Genomic DNA, 19801 nt, shown 5'->3' with positions numbered 1-19801 from the left:
GAGGATAACATATGGAATTTAAAGAAAATGAACCCATCTACCTGCAGATCGCGGCACATGTTTGCGACCAAATCCTGCTGGGCAAGTGGGCATCAGAAGACAAAATACCCTCTGTGCGCGACCTGGCGGTGAGCTTTCAGGTAAACCCCAACACGGTGATGCGCACTTACGAGCAGTTGCAGAACCAGGAGGTGATCTACAACAAGCGCGGCATCGGCTTTTTTGTGACGCCGGATGCAGTTAGGAAAGTGAAGGCACAACGTAAGGAGCGCTTTCTGCAGCAGGACCTGCCGGAGTTTTTCCGCAACCTCTTTTTGCTGGAGATAGACCTGGAAGAGATCCAGCAGCGCTACGAAGTTTTTAAAACAGAAAATTACGAATCAGAAATCGAGCAGAAACCATGAAAACCAGCAATAAACTTTTACTCTTCGCCTTTTTTGTGCTCTTGAGCGCACTGGCTACCTACAATATTGCGCTAAAAGCCGAGTACAACACCAAGTCTTACCAGGACCCATATCGCAACTACATCGCCATGGACTTCAACAGCTTTGAGGAGATTGAGGTGAATGCGGGTGATATGATTAGTGTGGTGATAGAGCCAAGCGATGAGCATGCGGTATACCTATATAAAGGCAATGACGAAGTGGTACAGATCAGCCAGGAGGCCAACACGCTGCAGATCGACGTGACGACCCATGATAAGCAAAAAGGTGTACGCGGCTGGGGCTCCCCACACCTGATCATCAAAACTCCCATGCTGCACACGCTGCGCGCCAATGCAACACATACCTTAAATGGTGAGCCAGTGACAAACGTGCAGCGACAGAATACGACCAATTGGCTGAACACAACATTGAAAGGATTTAAGCAGGACAGCATCAGGCTTGAGCTGGACAATGGCGTGATGGTGCGACTGGACGGCAACGAGTTGCAACACCTGTATGCCGTCACAGGCACCAGCCCAGGAAGTGAGTCCAAGCTGCTCATTCATCCAGATAATAAAATACAGCAGGCAAACCTGGAGATCGGCAACCGCAGTCATCTGGCTTTGATCAATGTGTCTATACCTGCACTGCATTACAATTTATCTGAACAAGCACAGGTAGAGCTTTCCGGAGAAGCACTGGCAGTATTGCGCAAATAATCCTTAGTAGCTATGAAAAAAACAGGATTGATCTTTTTAGGCGGACTTCTCCTGGTAAGCCTTTCCTACAGCAGCAATAGCAGGTGTACCGTGGAGTTGTGCTACCCGACCTATGAAACTGCTCCTCGTATAGAGCCAGTCACAACAGCATCATTAACTGAAAGTGGGATGCCGGAGCATGTAGAAGAGCAGCAGGTGGCGCTCACAAACAGGTTGCTGCAACTGATGGATGCATTTGGAAAGCTTGTGATGGTAATATAAGAAGCTAACCTGCTCGGGAGAAGGCCTGGTCTTAAGACCGGGCCTTTTGTTTGCATACCTGCTTACAAGGTATAGCTCAGCCCTAGCATAGAGGTAACCGTGTGCATCGGCTGCTTCAAAGTGCTTTTCCCTCCTTGCGCATCCATAACTTCGAAAGTAGGTCGGGTGCCGAGCACGCCAACCTCCACGGTGAGGAGGAAACGGCCCTGCTGTATAGCGAATCCGCTTGCCAGGCCATAAGCCAGTGCTGCAGCCGAATCAGAGGTACGGCGGATCGGGCCGAAGGAGGTATCGACCTGTACCTCGGGTGATTTATTGTAGGCTGCGCCCAAAGAGCTTTTCACGAAGCCAAACAAAGAAGAGGAAGGGCTTTGAAGGTATAGATCAGCCAGTGCATAGGTACTCTTCCAGCCGCTTGCCTCCCGGCGTAGTACAAGCACATCGTCAGGTGATGCAAAGGCGTTCAGGTCAAAGCTGTTGAAACGGAAGCCCGCTGTTGCGCCTACTGCCAGATAAGGCTTTACCTCCACCCGATAAGCTGCCTGCACGTTCACCCCTCTCCTGGCCATGGGCGGGTACTCATCTTCAAAACGATCGTGCTTAAAATCGCCAATTGGAGTAGCGGCTCCCACATGCAAACCTACACGTTGAACCAGCTGCGCCTGTGCCACTGTAGAAAGACCCAACAGAAAAACAAGAAAGATAAAAATACGGTGTAGCGGATAAGGCATAGAGCTTGGCATTTTAGGGAGGTCCAACCACCTGAGCAGGTGCTTTAGTCGATCAGAAAATTGTGTGTGAAGGTTGTATCGCGCTTCAGCTCATCCCAATACAAGGTATAGCTTTGACAATTTACCTGGCTGCAACCTCTTCCCTGAGGCGCTACCTCAATGTGCCCCTCCTCCATCTCATCATCGCGCAGCAGGAAACGCAAGGTATAGTTCCCACTGTCATCAGTATAAGCTACAGCCTTTTTTCGAATAATACCGCCTCCGCCTCCTTTGAATGGTCGCAGGTTTTGCCAGGTCACAAGCAATTGCATGTTTTTGATGGGCTGCCCACTGCCTCGCAGCACCTGTCCGCTTACCTCTGTGCAGGAACCGGGGCAGTATTTACTGATGTAGTCATCCTCTTCTTTGGTGCAGCTGCTTAGCAAGCAGACGAGAGCCAACAGCAAAGCATACGGGTATATCTTTGTTTTCATATTGTGGCGGGATTATACATCAAGATAATAAGAAACCACTATACTTCAACTACTTGCTATACCTGCTTCACCATTTTGATATGGTCTATACCGTCCTCGTCGTATACCTCGCTTGACTGCTCAAAGCCGAAGCGTTCATAAAACTTTCTGGCATAAAGCTGTGCGCCGATCCGGATCGGAGCTTTCCCAAATAAGCGGTAGCACTCCTCAATCGACATCTCAACTAGCTCTTTGCCTACTCCTGTACCACGCGCCAGTTGGCTCGTCACTATGCGGCCGATCGACATCATATCAGGATAAGAAACTCCGGCTGGCACTAAGCGGGAAGTGGCTGTCAACACCTTTTCCTCGTTGTAAAACAGCACATGATGGCATAGCTGATCCTTGTCATCCATATCGAGGAACACACAGGTCTGCTCCACCACAAAGACTTCGCTGCGTAGTCGCAGCATGTCATACAGCTCGTTCGGAGTCAATTCGTGAAAGGCTTTGCAGATTTTGGTTAGGGTCATAAAGCAAGGAGGTCTTAAGTTATTCGTATTGTTTAGACCCAAAGATACTGCTGCCTGTCATTTATACCTATCTTTGCAACATACCCAACAAAATAGAGCAGTACCCATGGCTAATGACATCCTCGAGATACTTTTCAATATCATTCCATTGGCGTTATTTCTATACCTGTCCCTAACGCTCATGGGCGTCATCAAGTACAACCAGCATACGGCCTTTCTCTCCAACGCCTCTCCCATCACCAAATTTGCCGTGTATGGCGGCACCGTTGCCTTCGCTATCATGGCGATAGCTGACCTTACAAAATAATCAAAGCCTTACTCCCTGCCTCCATTCACCTTCTCATACTTCTCTGCAATTTCGGAAGGCTCCACTTTACGCCCGTGGTTGTTGGCGTAAGCTTTGGTTACTTCAGCACCAAGCATCAGGATAACAGAGGAGTAGAATACCCAGAGCAACACCACAACAAATGATCCTGCAGCAGCATAGAAGCCAACCACTTTTACGCTGCTCAGAATATAGTCAATAACCTCTTTGCCGATCAGAAACAGGATGGAGGTGATGATGCCTCCGGCCAGTGCGTCCCGCCACTGTACTTTGGCATCAGGTAGTATTTTGTGTATGGCCGTAAAAAAAGTGAGCACAACCAGTATTGAAAAAGCAGTCTTGATCAGTTTTATGGCTGAGGTCAGGTGCTCCTCCAGCAAGTCGTAAAGCTCCTCGTTGAACACCATCAGCGCAGCATCCAGTATCAGACTCGTCATTAGCAGGAATCCCAGCCCTGCTACGATGCCCAGTGTCACAAGGCGATGGCGAAGCAGCTTCAGGTAGTTGACATCATGTTTCACCCTGATCTGCCAGACTGAGTTCAGGGCTTTCTGCATGATGAAGAAAATAATAGTAGCGCTTTTCACGACCACGGCCACCCCGATCAGGACGCTCCAGAACCCAATGGGTATCTGTGTCACATTATCCAGCAAGTCACTTACCTGCTTGCCAACCTCTTCACTCATCAGATCTTCCATTTGATTGACGATCTCTGCCTGAACAGTCTCTTCGGAGAAGAAGATAGAGCCGGCCAGTGTCAGCACAATCAAAATAGCAGGGAGAGAGAAGATCGTGAAAAAGGCAATGGCCGCACTGTACACAATAGGCTCGTCCCGCTGAAAGTTCTTATATGAGTCCTTCAGTATCTCTTTTATCTTTACCCAAAAGCTTTGTTTTTGCTCCATGTTTAGTAATAGCGTTTGGCTTGTTTTAAGTTAACGACCAGGCCTCGCTTTGGTTAAAAGGCGGTAACTGCAGAATTGTTCAGAACACAATGATCAGGCGGCCTTTTTGATACCTCATGAATCAACAGGCATAAAAAAAGCCTGTCCTTTGCAGAACAGGCTTTTGATACAAAATATAGTACTGGTTAGTAAGCGCGTACGGCCTTATTCTCCACAAAGTTCATGAAGGCGCGGTTTACGACACGGGTTCCTCCCGGAGTCGGGTAGTTGCCGGTAAAGTACCAGTCACCTTTGTGGTTCGGGCAGGCCAGGTGCAGGTCTTCGATGCGCTGATAGATCACCTGTACTTCGGCGTTTACCTCTGGCGCTTTTACGATCTCGGATACTTTTGCCGAGAGTTCATCATGTGTGAACAGGTCGAAAAGTTCTTGCACATAGTTGGTCTCCATAATGGCTGGAGTTCCCTGCACGGCCTGTATCTTGTCGTATACCTCATCTACTTTGTAATACATGTCTCTGTCTTTCAGGAGAGCCAGCATGGCACGGAAAGCAACGAACTCCTTCACACGAGACATATCAATGCCGTAGCAGTCCGGGTAGCGGATCTGTGGAGCGCACGATACGATGATGATCTTCTTCGGCTCCAGTTTGTCCAGCATCTTGATGATACTTTTCTCCAGCGTCGTACCGCGTACAATAGAGTCGTCCAGCACCACCAGTGTGTCAATGCCCTTCTTAACCACCTCGTAAGTCGTGTCATACACGTGCGTTACCAGATCGTCGCGGCTGTCGTTGTCCGTGATGAAAGTACGCAGCTTCACGTCTTTAATCACCAGCTTCTCGGCACGCGGTTTAAACTGTAGAATCTCGTCGAGCTGCTCTTCACTAAGCTCCTGGTTCAGGATAGCTTGCTTGCGGTAGGCACGCAGGTGATCCTCTATCCCCTTCATCATTCCCAGCCAAGAGGTTTCGGCTGTGTTCGGAATATAAGAGAACACCGTGTTTTTCAGGTCGTAGTTAATTGCCTCGAGAATCTGCGGACACAGACGGCGACCCATGTTCTTGCGCTCTTCATAGATCTCCGGGTCGTTGCCACGGGAGAAGTAGATGCGCTCAAAGCTGCAGGATTTTTTCTCGAGCTGTGGCAGGATCTCTTTCAGGTCCGCGTTACCGGCCTTGTCCACGATCAGGGCGTGACCCGGCGTGATCTCCCGGATTTCACTGTATTCTATATCAAAAGCGGTCTTGATGGCTGGTTTCTCAGAAGCCACTACGATCACCTCGTCATCCATATAATAATAAGCCGGACGAATACCGTTCGGGTCACGTACCACAAAAGAAGCGCCGTAACCTGTAAGGCCTGCCATAGCATATCCGCCGTCAAAGTCCTTGCAGGCACGCTTGAGTACACGCTGCAGGCTCAGGTTATCTTCGATCAGAGAAGTGATCTCTTTGTTGGAATACTCGTCTTTGTAAGACTCGAACAGCATCTGGTTTTCCTCATCCAGGAAGTGGCCGATCTTTTCAAGCACCGTGATAGTGTCAGACTTTTGCTTCGGATGCTGGCCTAGTTCGATCAGTTTGTGGAACTGCTCGTCCACATTGGTCATGTTGAAGTTACCGGCTACGGCCAGGCTGCGGCTGCGCCAGTTGTTTTCGCGCACCATCGGGTGGCAGTTATCTACGCTGTTGATGCCGTGTGTACCGTAGCGCAAGTGGCCCAGGTATACATCGCCCAGAAAAGGCAGGTTTTCCCATACCCAGTTTGTATCAAGCGCTTTCTCAGGCTTATCTTCTTTCAGCTTCTTGAACTCCTTGCCGATCTTCCCGAAAATACTGTCGATGGCACGGGTCTTTACAGAGCGGAAACGGCTGATATACTCCATGCCGGGACCGGCATCTATCTTAATGCTGGCTACCCCTGCCCCGTCCTGTCCGCGGTTATGCTGTTTTTGCATCAGCAGGTATAGCTTGTTGACACCGTACATGGGAGTGCCATACTTTTCAACGTAATATTCGATTGGTTTTCGGAGCCTGATCAGGGCTATACCGCATTCGTGCTTAATTGAATCGCTCATAGGGTTGTAAAAGTATCTAGGCCAGCAGTTTTTCAATCCAGTGCAGCAACAGGTCCGGCTTAAAGAAGAAGACCAGTAGCGGCAAAGCAAATAAAACCAGCAGCAGCTTATTTGACAGTGAAATAACTAAATTTTCGTCAGTATGATTCCTTTTCAGGAAAAGGTAATATGGTATTTTGATATAGTAGAACAAAGCCACCCCTGTGAGCAGGATGCCCGCTACGAGCAACATCAGCAGCATGGGCTGCCCGGTGGCAGTATAAGCTTCCCAAACATTGCTAAAAACAAGCAGCTTACCCATAAACCCGGCCAATGGCGGAAGTCCTGTGAGCGACAGCAGGTATAGTAGCGCCAGAACGCCGGCAAACGGAATGCGGGCTCCCATTCCCTGAAAATCCTCCAGCGTGCGCACTTGCCAGTTTTCCTCGGCCATCTGCAGAAACAGAAACATGCCAAAGTTCATAAACACCAACACGGTCATATAAAACAGCACGCTCACGGTATAGTCGCTGCCAAAAGCCAGCAGCGCCATCAGCAGAAAACCAGCATGCGACACGGAGGAGAAAGCCATCAGTCGGCGTGGCGTGCGCTGCCAAAGTGCCGTGAAGTTGCCGACCGCCAGCGTTGCGAGAGCGGCTATACCTAAAAACAGCTGTACATCGGAGAAGGCACTGGCAACATTCGGGTCTGCAAAGGCGGCCACAAAGCGCAAGATCACGATAATGCCCGCCATTTTAGGACCGGTGGAAAAGAGTGCCACAATCGGCATCGGTGCTCCTTGGTAGACATCCGGCGTCCAGAAGTGGAAAGGAGCGGCTGATATTTTGAATAGGAAACCCGCAAACACCAGTATCGCCGCCACCGTCACCATCAGCGGACTGGCATCGAGCAGACTGCGCCAGAACGATACCAGGGTATAGTCGAGTGAACCGGTGAGGCCGTAGAAAAAGGACATGCCATAGAGCATCACCCCGGCCGAGAGCGTACCGTAAAGCACATACTTCAGACCTGCCTCTACGGCTCTTTTCTCTTCTTTTAGCGTAAGGGTAAGAATGTAGGAAGCAATAGAAACGACCTCGATCGCCAGGAAAACCATCAGCAGGTTAACCGATTTTGCCATCAGGTTGAGCCCCAATACCAGCATCAGGATCAGGGCATAAAACTCGCCCCGGCCTTCGCCCTGTTTGCGCTTCTCAATTTTGGGGTTTTGCAGGGAGAGCAGGATCGTGAAGATGCCTGTCAAACTGAAGAGTATACCTGCGTAGCGGGCAATGCCATCAGAGCGCAGCAGATTCAGAAACTGCACCTCCGCCAGATTACGATCCAGTACCAGCAGCACCAGCACCGAGAACAAGCCAGTGAGTGCCACCCAGGGCAGCAGTCGTTTAATCGTTTTGGATTTGAACAGGTCGAGCGTGACCAGCAGCAGGAAGAAAATGGCCAGCAGCAGTTCGGGCAGCAGTGAGCCAGCTCCAGCTAATATGCTGTCGATGGCCTGGGTGAGGTATGCTGCCTGTTCTTCCACGTGTAGGTATAAGGTATTAAGTCAAGACGCCTGAAGGGACATCCCGCCAGGCGCATCTTTTATCTGTGTAAAATCGCTTGTAAAATGTTCAGCTGTTCCTGTCCGTTTCGCAGCACCAGTTCCGTGAAGCCTGTTACCGACATACCTGTTTTGTCGAGCAGCAGGTGCGGGAAGATGCCGAATGCAAATGCTAGCACGGCCAGCGGCACCAGCATCAGATACTCACGACTGGTCAGGTCTGAAATAATGGCCTTTTCGCGCAGTTCCGGGAAGATCCAATACTTGCCGAAAAACATGCGCTGCAGTGCCCACAGGTAATAAGCCGCCGAGAGCAGCAGACCGATCACGGCCACGACTGCCATCCAGCGCGGTAGCATGCCCGTTGCCTCCGGTGCACTAAAGCTACCCAGCAGCACCAGCAGCTCGGCGATAAAACCAGAGAAGCCCGGCAAGCCCAGCGATGCAAAAAAGGCTATGACGACAAAGGCCGTATAAGCCGGCATCCGCTTGGCAAGTCCCCGGAAATTCAGAATCATGCGGTCGTGCGCCCGGTCGTAGATCACCCCCACTACCAGGAAGAGCATCGCTGAGATAAGCCCATGGCTGAACATCATGTAAATCGCACCATTCACGCCTTCATTCGTCAACGAGGCCAGCCCCAGCAGCACAAAACCCATGTGCGATACCGACGAGTAAGCAATTAGCTTTTTGAGGTCGTTCATGGCCAGCGCGCAGAGGGCTCCATAGATAATAGAGAGCACACCCAGTCCGCCGACAAAGGTCGAGAAGTAAGCACCAGCATCCGGGAAAACAGGGTACACGATACGGATCAAACCATAACCGCCCACTTTCAGCAAGATAGCAGCCAGCAGCACCGAGATCGGAGTAGGCGCTTCCACGTGCGCATCAGGCAGCCAGGTATGCACCGGCACCGAAGGCACTTTGATCAGGAAACCCGCCAGCACCAGTAGGAAGGCTACAAAACGAATCGGGAGATCAAAGAGCGAAACCCCAGAGAAAATATGCAGCAGACTACCCGGTATAAAGTTAGCCGGCTCCATCATGGCCGGGATGCTGAAGGTGCGCACCAAATCCGCCTGAGCGATCGTACCCTGCTGCAGCATCTGCTGTACCTGACGGATCAGGTCCAGACTTGCGGGTACGTTCTCCCCTACCAAGCCCATCTGCTGCGCCGTCGCCTCCGGATCGATCACAGAGGTATAGAGCCCGATCATTACGACCAGGATAAAGAGGGAACCGATCAGGGTATAGATAAAGAACTTAAGTGCGGCATACTCCCGTTTCGGACCACCCCAGATGCCAATGAGGAAGTACATCGGCAGGAGCATGAACTCAAAGAAGAGGTAGAAGAGGAAGAAGTCGAGGGCGAGGAAACATCCCATTACGCTGGTCATGAGCAGCAGGTATAGCAGGAAATAGCCCTTCACGTTTTTGGCAATGTTCCAGGACGAGATCACTCCGATCATCCCGACAATACCGGTGAGCAGCACCATGCCGATGCTTACGCCATCCACTCCCACAAAATACTCGATCTGGAAGCGCCCCAGATTGCCCAGTGAAAACCCGATCCAGTTAAGCTTCTCCACAAACTGGTAGCCCGTCTGACCGTTTGCAACAGAAGCGCCATCGAAGCTCAGGTATAGCCACACGGCTACGGCCAGCTGCAGTACAGTGCCACCCAGCGTTACAGCTTTTATACCTTGCTGCATGCGGGTCGGCAGGAGCAACACCACAAGCGCTGCCAGCAAGGGAAGAAAAATAAGGCTGGAAAGAGTATAATTCATCAATATGTTACGACACAAGTATCACGTATCAAGACACATGACTACGCGAGCCCATGTCTGCACTGGTATGTTTTTCCTGGTGCCAGACCAGGTATAAATTTGTTTTCAGCCTCAGCTCGTCCTAAGCATGGGTATAGACTTGCGTAATTTACTTTACAAACTGGAAGCAGCACTTCGTATGAAGCCCGCAGGTATGTCTTTCGTCCTGCGGTTCCGATCATCCGGTAAATCCAGATTGCGAAATTAACATCAATTCAGCATGATGTATAGTATTATCAGAATAAATCCGAAAAGGGAGTAAGCATAGTAAGACTGCACCTTGCCATTCTGGAGTCCGCGCCCGAAGCGGCCCAGCACCTTTGCCATTGCCCCGATCAGCCACACACTGCCATCCACGACCCACTTGTCGAACCACTTCACGATCTTGGAGAACACCACCAACCACTTGCTGGCATACTCCAGGGTATAGTCAATCACGCGTTTATCGAAGCGATAGAGCATACGGGCCATCCACAGCACCGGCTGCACCAGCACCCTGCTGTACACCGCATCCAGGTAAAAGTGATGATAAGAGAGTCGTGCTAAAGCTCCTCGTGGCTGCTCAAGCCTGAGTGCCTCACTGCTTTTGTCTTTATACTTGCCAACAGCCAGGGCTATACCTGCTATCCCTAGCAAAGCGGAGAGCAGTCCGATCACAAGATGCGTCGTACCGTTGGCAGCGTCCTGCACCACCACGGCTTCCACCAAACTGTTGGCCAGCAAAGCACCTTCCTGAGACAACTGCTGCAGACTAATGCCCTGCATCACCCAGCTTCCGGCAAAAGAAAGCGGGTTGATCGAAAAGAAGAAACCCAGCGAGAGCACTGCCAAAAGCAGCACAGGTATAAGCATTACCCGCTCTATCTCCTGGCTTGCCGTTAGCCGAAGCGCCTGCACATCGAATGGTAGCCGGAAGGTTCCGAAGAACATGAACCACAAATGCCGTCCCATGTAGTAGGCCGTCAGCAGCACTACCGTAAAGCCAATTACTGGCACTATAAAGTATAGACTGTTTCCGTTGGTTTGGCTCATCGTCTGTGCCCATGCCCAACTGCCCGAAAGGATGGCATCTTTCGAAAGGAAGCCGGAAAACAGCGGCAACCCGACCAGTGCTGCAGCAGCCAGCAGGTAGGTATAGAAGGTGAGCGGCATGGCCTTGCGCAGGCCACCCATGTTGCGGATATCCTGCGGATCGACAGCAACTGGCTGGTGCGTATGATGCAAGCCGCGGTGCATGGCATGGATGATGATACCGGCATTGAGGAAAAGAGCCGCTTTAAAGAAAGCATGTGTAGTCAGGTGAAAGAGCGAAGCATCGTGCGCTCCCGTGCCCATACCCATCACCATATAGCCCAGCTGTGAGATCGTGGAGAAGGCCAGCACCGCCTTGATATCGTATTGCGTGAGCGCCGCAACAGCACCGAGCAGGGCCGTGATAGCACCTACGATAGCGATGACCGTAAGGGCATCCACTGTGAAGAAAGCGTAGCAGCGTGCCACCAGGTATACGCCAGCCGCCACCATGGTTGCGGCGTGTATCAGCGAGGATACCGGCGTCGGGCCCTGCATGGCATCGGGTAGCCATACCTGCAGCGGAAACTGGGCCGACTTACCCACGCAGCCCATAAACAGGCCAAGCCCGGCAAGCGTCAGAAACAAAGGGTTCAGCTCAACAGACCAGGCCATTCCCTGCAAGGTATAGCCTGTCACAAAGGTGCCGTTCAGCCACTCCCCTGCTCCCACCATGGTGCGCAAGGCTTCCAGGTCAAAGGTTCGGAAATAGGTATAGAAGGCAAACAAACCAAGCAGCAAGCCGATGTCACCAACTCTGTTAACTAAAAATGCTTTTCTGTTGGCCGCAATGGCAGCAGGCCGTTCATACCAAAAGCCGATGAGCAGGTAAGAGGACAGCCCGACCAGCTCCCAGAACATAAAGAGCAGCAGCAGGTTGTCGACCAGCACAATTCCCAGCATGCTAAAAGTAAAGAGGCCCAGGTAGGCGAAGTAGCGGCTATACCCCTTGTCGCCGTGCATGTAACCCACAGAAAAGAGCTGCACCAGCATGGAAATGAAGGTAACGATGACCAGCATCAGCACCGTCAGGTTATCGAGTAGTATACCTGCTGTGAAGTCCGCTATAAAACCACTAGGCAGACTAAACCAGGTGGTCCGGCTATGGTAAACTTCTGTGTTCCAGGTTTGGGTATAGAGGTAGATCGAAAATGCAAAGGCTAGCCCAGTGGCACCGATCCCCAACCAGTCGCCCTGACGGGGCAGCTTACTGCCCGCCAGGTAAAGCAACGCAAAGGCAAGCAGCGGCAGCAGGAGCACTGCCAATGCCAGATAGGTTTGGGGCGTGCCGGCCAGCGGTTCAAGAAGTGCGGAAAGCTCCAAAATATAGGCTATCTATTGGGTTCGATCTCGGGAAAAGGGCAACCTGTGGCCTTCCTCTGTTTCAGGCTGCCAATTTACATATATTGTTGCAATAATATAGTGTCTGATGGCCCTCCCTAGCTGCGTATACCCCATATTTTTCAATTTTTGCAAACAATCATGGTTCTATTTCGTTCTGTATGGTATTGTACCATCTAAACAAAATAAGAACTATGGACACACAAGATCTTAAAAGAGACGCACAGGATTTGAAAAACAAAGCTGACAGAACTAATCCACAGCATAAAGAAGGACCAGTGGCTGCAGCCATCGAAGACTATACTTCCCGTATCCCATCAGATGTATTCCTATGGGCAGCATTGGGCTCTATGGCCGTTTCAGCGACACTGAAAATTATGAAGAAAGACGAAGAAGCTTTGTTCGTAGGACAGTGGGCTCCTTCCTTCTTACTATTGGGTAACTACAACAAAATGATCAAGCTGGTTGGCTATCAAAACGACAAGTAAGAAGCGTCTACTATAATCTCTGCATGAGAAACAAAAAGAGGGAGCCAAGGCTCCCTCTTTTTGTTATATTTCCTTGCTCTTTACTGATTTAATCTCAACCCTTAAGCATCACCCAAGTCAGATTAAATAACATTACAACAGGAAAGTTCAAAAATATTATTTTTTTTCACCAATAGCACCGGATATAGGTATAATTATCTCTATATTTGCAGCGGCTAAAAGTTGAAGGTTGCCTATGTGGCAATCCTTTGAAGAGGCAGGGCTCCCCACAAAGGAGCCTTTGCTTTTTTATAAGCTATAATCATCCAGGAAACACGCTTTGGGGGCTGTTTTTCTGAGAGCAATAAAAAAGCCTGGATGTCCGATCGCTAGACTGGCTCTCTTGAACTTTCCGGCTTTATACCTTCGCTTGAATGCAGCGCTTCACAATATTTTTTACGAAGATTTTGCACGCCATTCCAATCGATCACATCTTCCTCACTGCTGAGTAGTGTCAGGTTTTCTTTTACAGAGACATCTGATATAAACATTCTGTCCTGATAAAGGCCATTCGCATAGAAACGACAATATGTTCGGGTTTCGTCCGCTTCTGTCAATACAATCAGATCGCAAGTTTGCAGCTTGCTGGTAAATAGAGAGAATTCATCCATAATTGGCAATCGGTAATCTGGAAGCACACAATGTAAACCGGATAACATATCCTGCTCTGTTAATGTCATTGGTGCTTATTAATCTCAGAAATAACGGCCATGTTATCGAAAGGTTACGAAACAGATCCTAATTACTGAAATTATTTTTGAAAAAGCTGTTACAGTCCTATACAGGCAATCCCGCATCGAATTTATTTTATCACCTCCTCAGAGTAAACCAGCCACAGCGGCACGTTAATATCTGAGTTGTAGATCTCGGTGGGTACACTCCCAAGACTTAGGGACGGAATCGGGTTATTGCCTTTCAGGCCCAACACCAGCATGCCATGTCTTCCTTTTTCGAGATGAAGGCTAATACGCTCAGCTACACTCTTATTAGCCGCTCTCACCAAGGTATAAGGTATACCGACTATCTCCGGATGCTGCTTCTGCAGGACATTGAACTTCTCCTTGACCACTTCCTCTGCCTTTTTCACAGCTTTTTCTTCCGAGATCAGAGGAAAGAACTGACTTGGCAGGCGGTACACATGCATGATCTCGAGCTGCAAGCCTAACTGATCTGACAGATTCTTGCTGAGCCTTAATGCATGCACTGAGGTATTGGAGAAATCGATGGGAATCAGCACCTTTTCAATGTTGAACGTACCAGTCTCCGGGAACACCAGTATACTGCACGGCAGGATACGCAACAGCTTGGTGCCTAATGCATTCGTACTCTTCCCTTTCGACTTCTTGCCCAACAACGTCAGCTTTACTTTATAGCGTTTGACTAGATCGGCCAGGATAACCTCTGTGTTGGGCTCTTCGCTGACCAGAATCTCATGAGGGGCGGCACTGGCAAAATGCTCGGCTACGATATCGGATATGTTTCCCTCGATCTCACTTGCCAGGTCCACCTCGCCAAACCACTCTCTGAAGTCTTCGCTTAGCTCGGAGGTTTTGATATTGTGCACGAAGTATACCTTGTCAACAGGCAGCCGCTCACAGATCGCGCGTGTAAAAGCGACCAACTTTTCATCTATATCACTAAGGTCCAGGCAGACCATCATGGCATTAATTGCAATCATAGCGCTTCTCTATTCTAATGGTTTATTTGGATTACTCTCCCCTCCTGCTGTTTTGGGCGCATGTTGTTTCTGAGCCCTCTTGGCCAGCATTTCAGCCACCAATTGCTGATAAGCCTTCCGCTCACTCGCCTGTCCCAGTTTCAACTCTTCCTCCAGTTCTTCGCTTAACCCCCGGTACAGACTATAGCACATCAGCAACAGAATAATAGCGAAGGGCAGCCCTGTTATAATAACGGCAGTCTGCAGAGCTTGCAAGCCGCCTCCCAGCAACAGCACCGCCGCAATAGCCCCTCCTGACAGCGCCCAGAAGATGCGCGTACCTACCGGCGGGTTAGGGATACCACCTGAAGTAAGACTCACGACCACCAATGAACCGGAGTCAGAGGAGGTAACGAAAAAGCCCGCAATAAGCAGAATGCCGATCACGGAGAGTGCAGTTGAAAAAGGAAGCTGCTCAAAGAACACGAAGAGGGCTGTAGAGATGTCAGCAGCTACGGCATCGGCTATGGCGGTGTTCCCGGACAATATATCGCGCAGCGCGGTGCTCCCGAAAGCGGTCATCCAGAGGAAGGAAAGCAGTGATGGGGCTATGAGCACGCCGAGCACAAACTCTTTAATGGTACGTCCTTTTGAAACCCGCGCAATGAATATGCCGACAAACGGCGCCCAGGAAATCCACCAGGCCCAATAAAACACGGTCCAGGAGCCCTGCCAGTTATTCGTTGAGAAGGCTTCGTTCCAGAATGAGAGCTGCAGGAAATTGCCCAGGTAATAGCCCGTGTTCTGCACATAGGAGCTCAGAATAAAAACCGTAGGACCTAGCGCAAGTACAGCTACCAAAATCAGGAGCGCAATGCGGATGTTCCACTCACTCAGAATACGAACGCCTTTATCCACACCCGTTACCACCGAAACAGTGGCTATACCTGTGATGACTGCGATCAGGATGATCTGGGTCGTGATATCGTTTGTGATGACCGGAAACACATGGTTAAGACCGGCCGCCACCTGCTTTACACCTAATCCTAGCGAAGTAGCCAAACCAAACAAAGTCGCGATTACTGCCAGGATGTCGATTACGTGGCCAATGATGCCGTGGATACGCTCGCCCAAAAAGGGATAGAAGGCCGACCGCACCGTAAGCGGCAGTTGCCGGTTATACGTAAAGAAAGCCAGGGCCAGGGCAACCAGCGCATAGATCGCCCAGGCATGGAGACCCCAGTGCAGAAACGTAAAGTTCATGGCTTGTCTCGCAGCTGCCGGTGTACCGGGCTCGCCCATCGGCGGCGTTTGAAAGTGGTTGATCGGCTCAGCTATACTCCAGAACAGAAGCCCTATACCCATACCTGCACTGAAAAGCATGGCAAACCAGGCAGAGGTTGAAAACTCCGGCTTTGCATCTTTGCCGCCTAACCTGATGCTCCCAAACCGCCCGAAGGCGATAAAAAAGCAGAAAGCCACAAACAAGTTGACACTCAATATAAAGAGCCAGCCTGCATTAGCCGTTACCGCCGTCTGCGCAGCGGCGAAAAAGGTCTCTGCCCCTTTCCTGAAAATAAGTACAAGCGCAATAATGATGATCAGGATCACGATAGATGACCAGAAAACAGGGCCATTTACCTCCAGTCCAAATGATTTCTTAATATGGCTCTTAACTTTACTCATGCTGTTCGGTTTAAGTCTCAGAAGTAATACCCCATGTTGATATTGAAGCGCATATGCCACTTTGTATCACCTGGAGTTCCGGTGGTGAAGGCATTTGTCCACTCCGGCCCCAGCCAGGGATGGTTGTAGCCAAATGCCGCATCGGTGTAAATGTACATGGGTCCTGCAGTAAACAGCGCACCCAACACGTTCATGTGTGCGTTTTCATAGTCGCTTTCCCGCTTGTTGTAGTACCCATAATTATTATATAGGTCTATGCCTTGCAGAAGCTTGGTTTCGATCGGTATGTGATAGGCTATACCTGCCGTGTAGATCTCCCCCCGGTTCGCCACATTATAATTGGCGCCATAGGCGCCCATCTCCACAAAGTTAAGGTCGGCACCATCTGCGTAGGCTGGCTGAAAGCGGTAAAGCATGGCTTGTAGTTTGATGTTCCAGGGGCTATAGGATGATTTGTATTCGTAATGCACCGCACCTGCGTAGCGTGTACCGTTACGCTCGGTATCGATGTTGTAGAGCAGCCCGCCCTGCAGGGAATAGCCTATTTCGTGTGCCAGGCTGTCGCCGAGCCGGCGCACCAGTTTGAAGTCAAGCTGGTTGTTCTCTTTATTGCGGCCCGTCACGTCATAAGAGTAGCGGTTAGGACTCGGTTCAGCCAACCCAAACACAAACTCTTCGGCACTCTTATAATAAGCCGCCTGCCACTTCCACAGTCCGGTGTCGCGTATGTATTTCACGCCCATGTCGTGGTCGTCCTCAAAACCGACATAATAGGTCATGTTGAAAAACCAGTTGTTGGAGTTGTATTGCTGGATGCCGAAAGGAACCTGATTAAGCCCGACCTGCAGTTGGGAGCCTTCGTCGAAATCGTACTGGAACCAGCCTTGCTTTAAGAAAGCGCCACCAAAGGCTTGTGAGTAATGGCGAAACTCGGCATTGAGTTTAATGCCTTTGTAAGCGGCTTCTGCATTGATGCGAAAGAGATCGAAGCCAAAGTCACCGCCCCGCTCCAGCTGATCTTTCTTCCAGGTAGAGAGATTGTAGTTAAAACGCAGTGCCCCTCCCAGTTTGAGCATAGGTTTGTCCTCAGGTTTCTCTTCAGGCGCCTGTGCCAGACTTACCTTGCTGAAAATAAGCAGTAATGGCAGCAACAGAAGTATGCAGTATTGTAACTTTTTTCTCAATAGGATCAGCGGTCAGTTAACGTACAATACAATTATGACGGTGCAGGTAATTAAAGGTTGCCAAGGGATCATAGGAGGGGCTATACCTCTGTAAAACAAAACGGCCGAGGCCACTGCTATGCAATGACCCCGGCCGTTTATATGCCGTCTGATAAGGCGTAGGTAGGCCTTACCGACTAAATTATTTCTTGCCTTGCTGGCCCGGTACCGGGAAGCCACGGTCGCGCATCAGTGCATCGATCTTGGCGTCGCGGCCACGGAACTGACGGTAAGCGTCTGCCGGGTCCATGGAGTTGCGTGGAGCAAACAGGTACTTCACCAGTCTGGCGGCAACCTCAGCGTCGTAAAACCCGCCTGGTGCTTCCGCAAATGCTTCAGCAGCATCAGAGGTCAACACGTCGGCCCACAGGTATCCGTAGTAACCGGTGGCATAACCTTCGCCGGAGAATACGTGTCCGAAGTGTGGTGAGCGGTGACGCATCACGATCTCTTTCGGCATACCTAGCTTAGACAGGGTTTCTTTCTCGAACTTGTCAGGATCCAGGTTGTTCGGATCAGCCAGGTGGAAGTGCATGTCCATCAGGGCAGATGCCAGGAACTCAGTCGTCGCGAAGCCCTGGTTGAAGGTAGAGGCTTTCTCGATCTTAGCCACCAGCTCTTTCGGCATCGGCTCACCTGTTTTATAGTGCTTCAGGAACTGGTTGATCACTTTGTCAGTAGACAACCAGCGCTCCAGCAACTGCGACTGGAACTCAGTGTAGTCACGCACGCCGCTGTTCAGCGTCGGGTACTTCACGTTAGAGGCCAGGAAGTGCAATGCGTGGCCAAACTCGTGGAAGAACGTCTCGGCATCATCCCATGATACCAGCACTGGCTCACCCGGAGCAGGCTTCACGAAGTTGGAGTTGTTAGAAGAAAGTACTGTCTTCTTGCCATCAAATGTTGTGTGGGCACGGTACGTCGTAGCCCAGGCACCGGAGCGCTTGCCCTGACGCGCAAATGGATCGAGGTACCACAGACCGATGTGGTCACCAGTCGTTTTGTCGGTTACTTCCCATACCTTCACGTCTTCGTGGAATACAGGCACAGAACCCTCTTTCACTGGCGTGAAGTTGAAGTTGAACAGCTCACCCGCTGTAAAGAAGATCGCCTGTGTTAGGTTACCCAGCTCTAAGTATTGCTTCACCTCATCTGAGTTCAGGTCGTACTTCTGCTGACGTACTTTTTCAGCGTAGTAGCGGTAGTCCCAAGGTTCAATGGTGATCTTGGTTTTGCTGGTTTTGTTTGCCAGCTGCTGCATGTCAGCCACTTCTTCCTTAGCACGGGCAATGGCCGATGGCCATACCGCCATCATCAGGTCCATCGCGGCCTCAGGCGTCTTAGCCATGCGGTCCTGCAATCTCCACTGAGCATAGTTGTCGTAACCCATCAGCTGCACTCGCTCGCGACGCAGTTTCAGGATGTCCACGATGTTCTGCTTGTTGTCGTTTTCGTCGTTGTTGTCGGCACGTGAGTAGTAGTTCTTCCATACCTTCTCACGCAGCGCACGCTCGTCAGAGTAAGTCAGGAACTGGTCCATGGAAGAGCGGGTGTTGGTCACGGCGTACTCACCCGACTTACCACGATCAGCGGCAGCTTTGGCAGCAGCCTTCACAAACGACTCCGGCAATCCGCTCAGCTGGTCTTTGGTGAAGTATACCACATACTTCTCCTCGTCCGCCAGGATGTTGTTAGAGAATTTGGTGTAAAGTGTCGAAAGCTCCTTGTTGATATCGGCATAACGCTTCTTCTTCTCAGGGCTCAGGTTAGCGCCTTCCATCTCAAAGCCTTTATACACCAATTCCACGACACGCTGCTGATCTGCTGGCAGCGGATTTTTCTGGGCATTGTCGTACACCACCTTGATGCGCTGGAACAGCTTCTCGTTCTGTGAGATCTTCGAGTTGAACTCAGATATCTTCGGCGCCATCTCCTGCTGCACACTACGGAACTCAGGAGTAGATACGTTGCTGCTCCAGATACCGTAGTAGGTGAACACGCGGTTCAGCTCCTTGCCGGCACGCTCCATCTCTTCGATCGTGTTCTCGAAGGTGGCAGGCTGTGTGTTGTTAGCAATCTTTTCAATCTCGGCCAGGTTCATCGCCATGGCCTTTTCCATAGCTGGCTTCAGGTCGGCCAGGTTCATCTTATCGAAGGCAGGCACGCCACCGTATGGACCTGTCCACTCCTGCAGCAATGGGTTGGTTTCAACGGCCTGTTGCGGTTGGGTTGTCACCTGCGTATCCTGAGTCTGAGGCGTCTGCGACGAAGTACAGCTTGCCAACGCTAACAGGACCGCGACACCGGATGCCTTACCGGCTAATATGATTTGGTCTTTCATAGAGTTTTATATGAATGAGAAAATTTCAGCCCAAGATACAAAAAATTGCCCACATGACCCACTCAGCAATTATTTGGCCTCACCGCTATACCTGTTATGCCATCTGCATACGTTTGTAAAGTATCCTTCTCACGGGGTGGCAAAAACTGCAGCCTGC

The 19801-nt window shown here is 50.5% G+C and carries 18 protein-coding genes; 5 read left to right on the top strand and 13 right to left on the bottom strand.

Annotated features, from left to right (window positions below; all coding sequences use genetic code 11):
- The first annotated feature begins 11 nt into the window (after positions 1 to 11).
- Genes I0P70_RS05600 through I0P70_RS05590 form a run of 3 tightly spaced genes read left to right on the top strand, consistent with a single transcriptional unit; the run spans position 12 to position 1405 of the window.
- Complete coding sequence (locus I0P70_RS05600; RefSeq protein WP_196115355.1) at positions 12 to 404, top strand: GntR family transcriptional regulator; 393 nt, start codon at positions 12 to 14, stop codon at positions 402 to 404.
- Positions 401 to 1144 (top strand): hypothetical protein, encoded by a 744-nt coding sequence (locus tag I0P70_RS05595; protein ID WP_196115352.1) that lies wholly within the window; start codon positions 401 to 403, stop codon positions 1142 to 1144. Before I0P70_RS05600 ends, I0P70_RS05595 begins: the two co-directional genes overlap by 4 nt.
- 12 nt (positions 1145 to 1156) lie before the next feature.
- Entirely contained in the window at positions 1157 to 1405 is a 249-nt protein-coding gene (locus I0P70_RS05590) for a hypothetical protein (RefSeq protein WP_196115350.1), read from the top strand.
- 62 nt (positions 1406 to 1467) lie between these two features.
- Here I0P70_RS05590 and I0P70_RS05585 read toward each other — a convergent pair whose 3' ends face one another.
- From I0P70_RS05585 to I0P70_RS05575, 3 genes are read right to left on the bottom strand one after another with little or no spacing between them, the layout of a single operon-like run.
- A complete protein-coding gene (locus tag I0P70_RS05585; protein ID WP_196115347.1) occupies positions 1468 to 2136 on the bottom strand; it encodes a hypothetical protein in 669 nt (222 codons plus the stop codon).
- 44 nt (positions 2137 to 2180) lie between these two features.
- Complete coding sequence (locus I0P70_RS05580; RefSeq protein ID WP_196115344.1) at positions 2181 to 2609, bottom strand: carboxypeptidase regulatory-like domain-containing protein; 429 nt, start codon at positions 2607 to 2609, stop codon at positions 2181 to 2183.
- A 56-nt stretch (positions 2610 to 2665) separates the two neighbouring features.
- Positions 2666 to 3121 carry a GNAT family N-acetyltransferase gene (locus I0P70_RS05575; RefSeq protein ID WP_196115341.1) on the bottom strand — a complete coding sequence of 152 codons (456 nt, stop codon included), beginning with the start codon at positions 3119 to 3121 and terminating at the stop codon, positions 2666 to 2668.
- A gap of 106 nt (positions 3122 to 3227) precedes the next feature.
- On the opposite strand from I0P70_RS05575, the gene I0P70_RS05570 reads away from it, so the two are divergent.
- Positions 3228 to 3428, top strand: coding sequence for a hypothetical protein (locus tag I0P70_RS05570; protein ID WP_196115338.1), 201 nt, complete (start codon positions 3228 to 3230; stop codon positions 3426 to 3428).
- An 8-nt stretch (positions 3429 to 3436) separates the two neighbouring features.
- Here I0P70_RS05570 and I0P70_RS05565 read toward each other — a convergent pair whose 3' ends face one another.
- From I0P70_RS05565 to nuoL, 5 genes are all read right to left on the bottom strand, one after another.
- On the bottom strand, positions 3437 to 4351 hold the full coding sequence (locus tag I0P70_RS05565; protein WP_196115336.1) for a YihY/virulence factor BrkB family protein: 915 nt from the start codon (positions 4349 to 4351) through the stop codon (positions 3437 to 3439).
- A 185-nt stretch (positions 4352 to 4536) separates the two neighbouring features.
- Entirely contained in the window at positions 4537 to 6429 is a 1893-nt protein-coding gene (locus I0P70_RS05560; protein WP_196115333.1) for an amidophosphoribosyltransferase, read from the bottom strand.
- A gap of 16 nt (positions 6430 to 6445) precedes the next feature.
- Entirely contained in the window at positions 6446 to 7954 is a 1509-nt protein-coding gene (locus I0P70_RS05555) for an NADH-quinone oxidoreductase subunit N (RefSeq protein WP_196115330.1), read from the bottom strand.
- A 59-nt stretch (positions 7955 to 8013) separates the two neighbouring features.
- Positions 8014 to 9759, bottom strand: a complete 1746-nt coding sequence (locus tag I0P70_RS05550) for a NuoM family protein (protein ID WP_196115327.1) — start codon at positions 9757 to 9759, stop codon at positions 8014 to 8016.
- 249 nt (positions 9760 to 10008) lie between these two features.
- Entirely contained in the window at positions 10009 to 12192 is a 2184-nt protein-coding gene (gene nuoL / locus I0P70_RS05545; RefSeq protein WP_196115324.1) for an NADH-quinone oxidoreductase subunit L, read from the bottom strand.
- A 212-nt stretch (positions 12193 to 12404) separates the two neighbouring features.
- Between nuoL and I0P70_RS05540 the strand changes: the two genes are divergently transcribed.
- The gene (locus I0P70_RS05540; protein ID WP_007655342.1) at positions 12405 to 12698 is read left to right on the top strand and encodes a hypothetical protein; all 294 of its coding nucleotides are present in this window, start codon (positions 12405 to 12407) and stop codon (positions 12696 to 12698) included.
- Positions 12699 to 13066: 368 nt separating this feature from the next.
- Here I0P70_RS05540 and I0P70_RS05535 read toward each other — a convergent pair whose 3' ends face one another.
- The 5 genes from I0P70_RS05535 to I0P70_RS05515 form a co-directional block, all read right to left on the bottom strand.
- Complete coding sequence (locus tag I0P70_RS05535; protein ID WP_196115322.1) at positions 13067 to 13417, bottom strand: hypothetical protein; 351 nt, start codon at positions 13415 to 13417, stop codon at positions 13067 to 13069.
- 122 nt (positions 13418 to 13539) lie between these two features.
- Positions 13540 to 14415 carry a universal stress protein gene (locus I0P70_RS05530; RefSeq protein WP_196115319.1) on the bottom strand — a complete coding sequence of 292 codons (876 nt, stop codon included), beginning with the start codon at positions 14413 to 14415 and terminating at the stop codon, positions 13540 to 13542.
- 9 nt (positions 14416 to 14424) lie between these two features.
- The gene (locus tag I0P70_RS05525) at positions 14425 to 16080 is read right to left on the bottom strand and encodes a BCCT family transporter (protein ID WP_196115316.1); all 1656 of its coding nucleotides are present in this window, start codon (positions 16078 to 16080) and stop codon (positions 14425 to 14427) included.
- 17 nt (positions 16081 to 16097) lie between these two features.
- The gene (locus I0P70_RS05520) at positions 16098 to 17231 is read right to left on the bottom strand and encodes a hypothetical protein (RefSeq protein ID WP_230392016.1); all 1134 of its coding nucleotides are present in this window, start codon (positions 17229 to 17231) and stop codon (positions 16098 to 16100) included.
- A gap of 214 nt (positions 17232 to 17445) precedes the next feature.
- Positions 17446 to 19644 (bottom strand): M3 family metallopeptidase, encoded by a 2199-nt coding sequence (locus I0P70_RS05515; RefSeq protein WP_196115314.1) that lies wholly within the window; start codon positions 19642 to 19644, stop codon positions 17446 to 17448.
- Positions 19645 to 19801: the final 157 nt, after the last annotated feature.

The sequence above is a fragment of the Pontibacter sp. FD36 genome (assembly GCF_015686655.1).
Classification (GTDB): Bacteria; Bacteroidota; Bacteroidia; order Cytophagales; family Hymenobacteraceae; genus Pontibacter.
This window is presented reverse-complemented; position numbering and strand designations above follow the sequence as displayed.